The 10,239-nt window shown below is 32.6% G+C and carries 12 protein-coding genes; 1 reads left to right on the top strand and 11 read right to left on the bottom strand.

Features of this window, described 5'->3' with window-relative positions; all coding sequences use genetic code 11:
* Window positions 1-89: 89 nt before the first annotated feature.
* From IAI10_RS23915 to IAI10_RS23865, 11 genes are all read right to left on the bottom strand, one after another.
* Window positions 90-347 carry a hypothetical protein gene (locus IAI10_RS23915; RefSeq protein ID WP_315675829.1) on the bottom strand — a complete coding sequence of 86 codons (258 nt, stop codon included), beginning with the start codon at window positions 345-347 and terminating at the stop codon, window positions 90-92.
* Window positions 348-558: 211 nt separating this feature from the next.
* Window positions 559-1,758 (bottom strand): MBL fold metallo-hydrolase, encoded by a 1,200-nt coding sequence (locus tag IAI10_RS23910; protein WP_315675828.1) that lies wholly within the window; start codon window positions 1,756-1,758, stop codon window positions 559-561.
* Window positions 1,759-2,163: 405 nt separating this feature from the next.
* Window positions 2,164-2,295 carry a hypothetical protein gene (locus tag IAI10_RS23905; RefSeq protein ID WP_315675827.1) on the bottom strand — a complete coding sequence of 44 codons (132 nt, stop codon included), beginning with the start codon at window positions 2,293-2,295 and terminating at the stop codon, window positions 2,164-2,166.
* Between the two features lie 337 nt (window positions 2,296-2,632).
* Window positions 2,633-2,770, bottom strand: coding sequence for a hypothetical protein (locus IAI10_RS23900; RefSeq protein WP_315675826.1), 138 nt, complete (start codon window positions 2,768-2,770; stop codon window positions 2,633-2,635).
* Window positions 2,767-3,798: an HNH endonuclease domain-containing protein gene (locus tag IAI10_RS23895; RefSeq protein ID WP_315675825.1), complete on the bottom strand. Its 1,032-nt coding sequence runs from the start codon at window positions 3,796-3,798 to the stop codon at window positions 2,767-2,769. The genes IAI10_RS23900 and IAI10_RS23895 overlap by 4 nt, the downstream gene beginning before the upstream one ends.
* Before the next feature lie 218 nt (window positions 3,799-4,016).
* The gene (locus tag IAI10_RS23890) at window positions 4,017-4,280 is read right to left on the bottom strand and encodes a hypothetical protein (protein WP_315675824.1); all 264 of its coding nucleotides are present in this window, start codon (window positions 4,278-4,280) and stop codon (window positions 4,017-4,019) included.
* Between the two features lie 18 nt (window positions 4,281-4,298).
* Window positions 4,299-5,549 (bottom strand): DNA polymerase IV, encoded by a 1,251-nt coding sequence (locus IAI10_RS23885; RefSeq protein ID WP_315675823.1) that lies wholly within the window; start codon window positions 5,547-5,549, stop codon window positions 4,299-4,301.
* 358 nt (window positions 5,550-5,907) lie between these two features.
* On the bottom strand, window positions 5,908-6,762 hold the full coding sequence (locus tag IAI10_RS23880) for an effector binding domain-containing protein (RefSeq protein WP_315675822.1): 855 nt from the start codon (window positions 6,760-6,762) through the stop codon (window positions 5,908-5,910).
* Between the two features lie 225 nt (window positions 6,763-6,987).
* Window positions 6,988-7,917 (bottom strand): GNAT family N-acetyltransferase, encoded by a 930-nt coding sequence (locus IAI10_RS23875; RefSeq protein WP_315675821.1) that lies wholly within the window; start codon window positions 7,915-7,917, stop codon window positions 6,988-6,990.
* A 75-nt stretch (window positions 7,918-7,992) separates the two neighbouring features.
* Entirely contained in the window at window positions 7,993-8,415 is a 423-nt protein-coding gene (locus IAI10_RS23870; protein ID WP_315675830.1) for a helix-turn-helix transcriptional regulator, read from the bottom strand.
* A 54-nt stretch (window positions 8,416-8,469) separates the two neighbouring features.
* Window positions 8,470-9,351: a MurR/RpiR family transcriptional regulator gene (locus tag IAI10_RS23865; protein ID WP_396334423.1), complete on the bottom strand. Its 882-nt coding sequence runs from the start codon at window positions 9,349-9,351 to the stop codon at window positions 8,470-8,472.
* A gap of 400 nt (window positions 9,352-9,751) precedes the next feature.
* Here IAI10_RS23865 and IAI10_RS23860 point away from each other — a divergent pair, with 400 nt between their 5' ends.
* Window positions 9,752-10,132, top strand: a complete 381-nt coding sequence (locus tag IAI10_RS23860) for a hypothetical protein (protein ID WP_315675819.1) — start codon at window positions 9,752-9,754, stop codon at window positions 10,130-10,132.
* Window positions 10,133-10,239 lie beyond the last annotated feature (107 nt).

The raw sequence follows: 10,239 nt of genomic DNA, 5'->3' as shown, positions 1-10,239 counted from the left end.
AAGGATACATAGTAGTATTGGATATTTAACTCCACAAAAATGCGAAGATTTAGCTAGAAAAATTGTATAAAAAGTTCAACTTTTTGTGTCTAAGATATTGACATAGATCCAAGAATTAATCTATCTAAATTAGCATTCATTATAAAACGCTTATTCTTACCCAATAGCGTTATTGAATGAAATTGATCTTTTAGTTCAGTATTATTTCCTACTTCCATTTCAGTAAGTCCATCATGTAACAATTTCATATTATGCTTTTGAAGCATACATATTTCAATAATTTCAGGATTGTTATTCATTGATACCCAAATATGAAATCCGTCTGGTGCAAAATCTACTAGCATCATAACTGGAAGTTTTCTTCTAGCTATAATGTAAATAATTGTTGATGTCAACAAATCACAAATATATTTATCACCCCTAAAATTATCAAGTTCTAACAATGTTATAGGAGATTAACTGAACTTTATTGTACTTTCTAAATGCTTCAATTTGAATCATCCTCCCAGTTACAACTAATATTTTTTAGTTCTGGCTTGAACAAATTATTCTTTATCCTTACTCACATTTACAAGCTTTTTTATTTACTCTAAATGTTCCATTTCTTTTTAATGTTAATCTAACATTCGCACGTCTTGCATATTTTGCTGTACATTTTGTACAATATTTTTTAGATAATCTTTTATACCTATCACAAGGTCTCCCAATTGGATTATCCCTATCACTTCTTACAAAAGTTAAAGATTTATCACAAATCATACTCCCAACAGCTATTCTATTATATGCTAGTTGATTATGTAATGATCCATGATGTGGAGCAGTGACTATGGAGTTCTCCTTTAATTGTATATTTTCTCCTAAAGTTAAAAAATTAAAATCAGAATCTGCACTAAACAATATATTGGGGTAGCTTTCAAGATCAAATTTAAACACAAGACTAAATTTATTGGATTTAGAAAGAGCATATATATATTTTAATAACTTATGTAAACTAATATATGGTCTTCTTCTGGACACTTCCGAATTAAGTGCCAACACGTCAATATTAGTACTAATTTTATTACTTACTAATGAATTTGTATTCTTTAGCCATACAATTTTAGATCCTGAATAAGTTTTAGAAATCATTAAACTCATTAACATTGATGTTTTGTTTACAGTATCAATTATTGTATGCTTTAGAACCATATAATTATATCTATCACATTGATTATGATTACTACAGTCGATACAGTTAGAATAATTAAGCATATTTTCATATCCATAGTCATCATAAAAAGATACATATTCATAAGTTTTAGCTCCCCATAAATTAGAGCTAAAGTTTATATCTATATCTGTTTCAACTTCTTTGTTGTTATTAAAGTCATTCTCAAATTCTGTTAGCAAGCACTCATCAAATTTCATCAATTGCCTATACTCTTCTTCACTGATTCTATTTAATTCCTCTACAACTTCTCTAATACCTTTGGATCCAATTTTAGCAGCCACAGAACCAAGTATCTCTGGAAGCCAAATTTCATCAAATGTATATCCCTCTTCAAGAAGACCAATAATCCCATTAATATGATCAGAATCATAATGTGTACATATTATTAAATTAATATGCTTATCTGGTAATTTTAATTTTTCGAATAATTCTACAGTTTCTTTTTTATCGTTACCACCATCAATAAGTATTCTAATTAATTCGTCATTCTTTTTATACTCTGTAAGGAAGCAATCACCCTCCCTCACTGCTAAAGCTTTAAATATCATATCTTTCACCTTCTTATTAGTATAACTTCAAATAAATATCATTACTTTTTCACTCTTCAAAATTTCTTTATTGACACAACTCTTTCAATACTATTTTGCCGCATTTTCCTACGAATAAAGACAGATACTTACAAATCATCTTACTTTGTTGCCTTGTTCCATTTTTATATATACACTCCAATTTATATTTTAGTATGTCAAGCACCACATGAAACCTTTTAGAACCTATCATTAATAACACATTTCCTCTGCATCTGTTAAATTGTAAATTTCTTCAGTTTCCTGTAAGTTTCAGCCATCTGTACCCGTTATTATCTAGAAGCATGTTATATCTAATAGTGCCTGTCCGTACATTTTTATTTGATAACCAAGAAAATATTCAACAGATTGGCTTATGACGGCTACTCATGGTTCATATTTTCTTGCTCTTTTTTCTACATTTCTTAGGAATACTAAGCTTTGAGTTACATTAGTATATATCATAAGGTAAACTTCATCACAGACTAACAATACTCTTTCATTTCTGTCTTTGTTCATTTCCTGCCATCAGCAGGTAATAATATTAAAATATAAGTTCTTTTAATAATGTCATAATTATTTTGTAAATCATGAGTATCAAAACAAATATATCTTGTATTAGTCTTAATAGAGCTATATCCATTCCAAAGAAAAGAATCACTTCCCATTGCTATATCTTTTAAAAGCAGGCAAGGTCATCATAAGTATTATCTTAGCTTTCTTTAATTGTTTTTCCTTTGCCTTTTTATCAAACAGATTATATAAATCTAATAGCGTATGATCATCTTCATTATTAATATTGGTTATAATTATATTCAGGTTATGAAAAGTTATTATATAGCTATAAGTGTTACCCTCACACCCTCTCCACCACCATCCACCCCTGATTCCTCGCTATCTGGTGCAGTGGCAGTATGCTTTCTTTAAACTTATTTTCAAAATCGCTTTTTTCAGCATACCTGTAATAATCATAGAGCTTGTCAACTTTTATCACATTAAAATAGTCCTCCAAGCATTATCCATTCTTTTTTCACAGAAATAAGAGAAGGCTTCATATTGCAAGCTACTGAAGTCCTTCATGTATGCGTCTAAAGAAAGCAGCTTATCACTTTTGGAACTATCTATATTCTTGAATGTTGGAATTAGATTCCACAGCTCGTTATGCATCACAAAACTCCAAGGGATAAAGTGGTCTATGCTTAAACTTCCGTATTTTTCAAAGTTTATATCTACAAATTCTTTTCCTGTGTACATATCCCTTATATTTCTTTCACTTATAACAGACTTCCATAGCTTGGTAGCCTTAAGTAAGTTTCTACTGTTATTAGAAGGTGCCTCCAGCTTAAAAACTATTGCAGGCACATTAGAATTTCTTTTTTGCAAAAAGTCCGCCAGGTTATAGTAAATCCACGCCTTAATAATTTTATAATTGGAGATAAGATATTCTGCCCAGCCCTCATTTAAAATGATTTTATTCTTTTCTCCCTTTACAATCTTGTATAGGCACCTATCATCTTCAAGGGATAGCTCAGCTATAGCTCTTTCTACTTCATGCTGCTTCTTGACCTTTATTTCTTCTTTAAAAAATGGAGCAAGCAGTCTATAAGGCACCTTGTAGGTAAGTTCCTTCATTATTTTATTTAGCTCCTTGTCCTCGCAGCCATAAGCAAAATCCACTATTTTTCTTTCATCGCAATTGGCCTTGTACTGTGATTTTTCCGCTATATAATCTATAGACCTGTATAAAACATCGGACATACCAAAACTAAGCCTAAACTGCCTTATGGGATACCACGCCTTTGCAATCATTCTTGCTATTATCCTTTTAGATTCAATCTCAGTTTTGCCCTCACTAACCTCTTCCAATATTCCCAGCAGCCAATACATTTTATAGCTGGCAGACATATCCTCAAGCACCTTGGAAAAGGTGCTTGAATCCACTTTCTGGCTAGAGGGCAAGCACTCTCTTACTATTTCCTTTGATAAAAGGCTATTTATATTCAAATCAATCCTATCACTCATAACAATTCTCCAAGTCTTTTTCGTCATTGAAATCTACATTTTTATCCATAATACCATTTTAATCCCTAATCCCTGCCCCTTTAACAAAAAAAGAGAAAATCTCCAAAATTTTCTCTTTTCTCAAATTAACCAAATTTAAAATATTAAATTTTTATTTTCTCTCCGTTTCATATAATCCTGGCTAAAAAACTTGCTTTTCTGCCTTTATATACCTAAAGCTATATTTTAAATATTATCCACTTGCAGGTTTCTAATTCATATTTTAATTCAAATATGCGCTGTGTATTGTTGATTGTGCTTTGGCACCTAAATAGCCACATATAGTTACCGGCTAATTTCTCAATATGCTTTTCTATTATCCTATCTATTTTAACCACTATGGCAGTATTATCTTCCACTTCAAATTTCATTCTTAAGGGTCTAATATCCCCTTTGGCATCTGTATAGGAAATAACTTCAATAGGTTTTGCAACTACCTTCATTAATACATACACCTCTCCTTACAAAATGCTGGACATCAATGGATATTCTTCTTCACCAACACCGCCCAGCATAGGACTTAAGCCAGAATGAAGAAAACAGGACTTGATTACTGAATTATGTCCAAACTTTATCCTTATATCATCAATAGCTTTATTTATTTTTCTATCTTTTTCATAGTCAAAGGGTTCAAGCAGGGAGGTTTGGTAAAAATCATTTCCACAGAAATCTGTTACATGTACTCCTAGATGTCTTATGGGGTTGCCTTTCCATACATTATCAAACAGATAGCAAACTGCTTCATGTATTTTTCGTGTAGAATCTGTGGGCACAGTAAGTTTTTTTTGGCGGGAATAGGATATCATATCGCTTCCACGTATACTTACTGAAACCACAGTGCAGCAATTATTGGAGTCTCTAAGCCTCATGCCTACAGTTTCGCATAGTGCTAGGAGGACCTTATGCGCTGTCTCACTGTCCTCTACGTCAAAGGCTATTGTTGTACTATTGCCAATGCCTTTCATTTCTATGTGGTTGCTTTTTCTTACCTCTGAATTATCTATACCATTGGCGTAATTCCAAAGTAGTGTACCCTGGCTATTGAATTTTCTTTTTAATATAGACAAATCATAATTAGCAAGGTCGCCCACCGTATTTATATTTAGATTGTGCAATTTTGGTGCCGTTGCACGCCCCACCATAAATAGGTCTTCAACAGGGAGTATCCACAGCTTTTCTTTTATTTCCTGGGGAAACAATGTATGGATTCTATCAGGTTTTGTAAAATCTGATGCTACCTTCGCTAATAATTTATTTTGGGATATGCCTATATTCACAGTAAACCCTAGTTCTTTCTTTATTCTTTCTTGAATCTTTTCTGCTAGCTTCATATAATCAGGATATAAATGTTCCATGTTAGATAGATCCAAGAAGCTTTCATCCACTGAAAATCTTTGTATTTGCGGTGTGTATTCTAACAGCATTTCATGCATTGCTGCACTTGATTTCATATATAACCAATACCTGGGAGGAACAACTACTAATTCAGGGCATTTTATTCTTGCATTATAAAGGGTTTCACCAGTTTGAATTCCAAATTTCTTTGCTGGAATAGATTTAGTCAAAACTATTCCATGACGGCTAGCTTCAGCCCCTCCCACTACGGATGGAACAGTTCTAAGATCCAGTTTCTCACCTTGCTGCAATCTATAAGCAGCTTCCCAACTTAAATAAGCAGAATTTACATCTATATGGAATATTAATCTACTCATTTCCTCACATTCCTTTTCTTTCTACTATACATATTCTATTATAAGAACAAGTATTCTTAATATAAAGATATTTTTGCGATCGTATGTTCTTATTCTATGAAATTAATTGCCTCTGTATACTTATATCTAGATATTTATCTCTTTTATAGCTAAGAACAAGTGAATAAGTAAAAATTAAGAATTAAAAATAATTGTAAAAGCATAAGATAAAAAACGAGCAAGACACTCTACGAAATTTAACGTAAGGTGTCTTGCTTACTTATAGTTCCATTAGGATTATAGACATAAGAGCATTCTTTTTGATGATATTGTGCAAACTGTTTATTCAGATTCTATGCTTTTTACCCATATAATAATATTACTTTTTCTTTACGGGAATCCATATTTCCCCGAAACCATTCTGATGTTTCGCCAATCCGTAATACATTTCAAACTGAATGCCTTCAATTGCTTCAAACTCAGATGTAGGAAACCACTCCGAAAAAATGCGTTTCCAAGCACTCTGCATCTCACATTCAGGCACATCAAATATTGCCCATGTTGATGGAGGAACTGAGAGCCTTGTGAACCTTGAAGGGATTGATAAACCCTTGGGTAAATAATTACATAACATGTACTTAAATGTTGTTTCTGAATAGTCATACAATGCAGAAATCGTATAATTGTCATCAAAACGGCCTAAAAGATTATTGATAGTATCTGTTGTACCGTCATCATCACATCTTTTAAAAAATAATGGAACCTGATCAAATGCTTTTTCTTGATCTGTGCTAATTTCAGTGTAAACACCAAATACATCAAATGCCTCTCTTTGTTCAATACGATAATTCATTTCAGTATCTCCTTTAATTGATATTGAGAAGGTCATTTTGGGAAAGGCTTTTAGTGAAACACCAATATCGCGCGCTGATGTTGGCATTACTCCATGTAGTTTTTTAAACGCTCTGCTAAATGCTTCAGGCGATTCATATCCATACTTAAAAGCCACATCAATGATTTTAATATCACTAGTTTGCAAATCAAAAGCGGCTAAGGTCAAGCGTCTACGCCTTATATACTCAGACAGTGGCACATCAGTGATGGATGAGAACATTCTTTGAAAATGATAAGTTGAGCAGCAAGCAATTTGTGCGGCTTTATCATACGAAATTCTATCAGCCAGATTTGATTCAATGTAGTCAATAGCCTTATTCATACTGTTTAACCAATCCATTAATTTCCCTTCTTTCAAGATTCATATTATCATATTGAAGTATTTGAAACCTTGCATTTGATGCACGAAAAAATCATGTTCGCTAAAAGACTCCAAAGAACTGTCCTTCTGAGACCTTCATAAAGATTCTCAATTTCTACATCTATCCTATCTTTACAACCCCACTGATTTTTTCTATCTAACTAGTGCTTTAATACACCATTTCGAAATACTTTACAATTAGATTTATATATATTTCATAAACCTCTTTTCTTCTTTATCAATGTTAAAACCTAAATTACGGTATAACCCTATGGCTGATTCATTACTTGTAAATACCGTCAATTTCACCTTCTCACAACCCTTTTCAGACAATAAATCCATAACCTTTCCAATCATTATTTTGGCATAGTGTTTTCCACGATACTGCTCTAATACAGATACTGACTCAATTTCGGGAATATCATCTCCATCCTGATCTACCATAACAGCGCCAATTAATTTATCCCCGTCAAAGGCTCCATAGACCATGAAAAAATCTGAATCCATGTATCTAAGCAGCCTCTGCATATCCATAATGTCATCCGTAAAACATTTCCATTCCAGTTCCCTCAGATACTGTTCCTTTGCTTCCTTTGTAGCAAGGGAGAACTCACGAAATGTTATAGCTGAATCTTCGCCATTATATGAATACTGTTTAATTAAATTTATAGGTGCGCTCATGAAATACAGGCTATTATGCTCCTTATCGCCCTTTTTCAATGCAAACTCATTATATATAATTTCATTCACGGAATTGCCAACACATAATTGACACTTATGATTACTAAAACTTTTCCTTATCTCCACAGCCCTGCTATGTACAGCATCATACAGCTGATCAAGCACATCATCAACCCTCTCATATTCAGGCAGGACTCTGATGTTATAGAAAATTCGATTTTCTGCATAACTTGGTGCCTCATATGGCTGCTCACACATCACCATGACCTGCCCTTTTCCTATCAGTTTATCACCATCAAGGCAAACAAATACATTTTCCCATTGTTTATTAGTATCACCATGATACCAATAAACACCTCCCGGATATTTGCTTGATACTGTCTGCCACAAATTCCACAGTCCATTTCCATGCTTTTTTATATCAAGTTTTTCAATCGTATACCTATCACTCATTTTCGCTCTCTCCATTATATCATTGTTGTTAAAAGTCATATAACAAAAAATCCCATGTCTTTATAAGCTGCTGACTTAATGTAAGTATAAAGTAATATTGAATTTACTGCTATCCATTTCATGCCCGATTCTGCACATCGGAACAATAATATCATCCTTGCCAAATAATTTATAAGTCTCAGTTTCTTCTACCCTAAACTTTATTGCATCTGCCTCTCTGATTGCTATATTGATATGAATTGATGGATAAACTTGAATACTGACTCCTTTGCTGCGGACAGATGCTTGAGTAATTCCATGAAACTGTTGAAAGGCACGGGTAAATGATGAGTGTGTTTCATATCCATATTTTAAAGCAATATCTATGATTTTAGCATTAGATTTTTGAAGATCAAAAGCAGCTAAAGTCATCTTTCTTCTCCGTATATACTCGGAGATTGGGATTCCAACTAGAAAAGAAAATATCCTTTGAAAATGAAATACAGAGGTTCCTGATATTTGGGCAGCCTTTTCATAGTGAATAGTACCACATATATTTTCCTCTATGCCTAATTAAACTTTATCATCTGCTATAGAGTGTTCATGCTCGCTGATCCAGTTATAGGAATCTTTTTTATCTGCGGTCAATAGAAGATATAATATTTCGATAACTGTTATAGCTGACACTCTTGAAAAACTGAATTCATCTAAGAATAGTTTTTCTCTTGTAGCTGTGTTTATGTGGTACTTGGTTTTATTAGCTACTGGGGAGTTTTCGTGATTTGTTATACTTATTGTAGTAACATTTTTTTCATTTGCAATATCTAATAAAGTTAGTAATCGCTTTGAGGAGCCTGAATTTGATATGGCTATGATTACATCTTTATCAGTTAAGGTGTAGGTATATGCCAGCTGAGTTTCCCAGATAGTATTTACCACTGTTGATATGCCTATTTGGTTAAATTTGTAGGCACCATCTAATGCAACAGGTATGGTATTTCCCACTGCCACCAGCTGCACAATTCTTGCATTTTTTATTGAATCCAATATTTTTCTAATTACTTCTTCCTCCATCATTGATACGGTCTGCTTTAATTCTTCGATTTTGTTTGCTAATATATTTTGAAGGGACTGAGATATATTATTTGGATCTATATCATTAGTTATATTGGTTTTTTCTGAATTCACCATTTCCTTAGCTATATTTATTTTCAAATCATGAAAGCCCTTAAAATCGCATTTTTTGCAAAATCTAATTATAGTAGCTTCACTTACACTGCTCTCTGAGGCTAATTCAGAAACTGTCAAATCAATAACTTTTCCTTGATTATTAACAACATAATCCGCTATCTTTTTTTCTGCTTCAAACAAGGTTTCGTAAACAGAAAATATTTTATCTAATACACTTTTTTCTTTAATTTTCAAATTAGTATTCCTCCATTGCTTACTCCACATTACATTGTTTAAACTTATATTTTCATAATAAAATATATTTAGATTTTCGTAAATACTATTTTATAAGAAATAAAGTTTTATTTCGCAGGAATACCTTTATGCAAAGTAGTATCTAGAACATATTAATTTTTGACTCTGTTTTAAATATGTAATAGATCATCCAAAGGAAATAATAAATATTATAAAAAGCGCTATTTAATAAAATTTAAAGCCTGCCTTTGAAAAGCCTTAAAGTCCCTAGTATTACTATAACTAGGTAGCTTCTTAACTAGATGAGAAGTTATCTAGTTATATTCTTTTCAAGGTAACTTGTCACTTCTTCTTACTTCAAATATTAGTCATAAATAAATTCTTTAATGGCATACTAAGAATAAATATTTTTGGGGAAGTGACGAGCTTTATGAAGAAATTTTGCTTACGATTTACAATCTTTTTGCTATCAACCTTTGTGATGGTTAAAGCACAAGGATTATCTGAGAAATGCTTTGCCTCTGAAACTATTGGACCTCCTCTAACCTTGGACCAGATAAAAGGGCAAATATATTTGTATGATCAGGCGCTGAAGGAATTCGGAGCAGCTAGTCCTGAGCAAGCCGTAGATATTTGGGCTGAAGGATACAAGAATCGCAATGGTGTCATGCAGTATTCTGTGATGTGTGATAAGCTTAAGAAACAATGGCTAAAAGATCAGGGAGACCCCACAAACTCCTTTTGGATTATTGGAGGCTCCAGTCCCTGGCTTGTAGATTACACTCTTTTAGAAAAGAAAAAAATAAGGTAACCGTAAAAAAATTAACGCCTAGAAGGTTAAAATCAGTTTTGATAAAATAACAGATATTAATTAACTAGGGAGGTTATGTACATGCAAAAAGGTTCACAGGATAACAA

Source organism: Clostridium sp. 19966, assembly GCF_032335695.1.
GTDB lineage: Bacteria > Bacillota > Clostridia > Clostridiales > Clostridiaceae > JACTOJ01.
The sequence above is the reverse complement of the archived record's forward strand: the minus strand, read 5'-3'. Positions and strand labels throughout refer to the sequence as shown.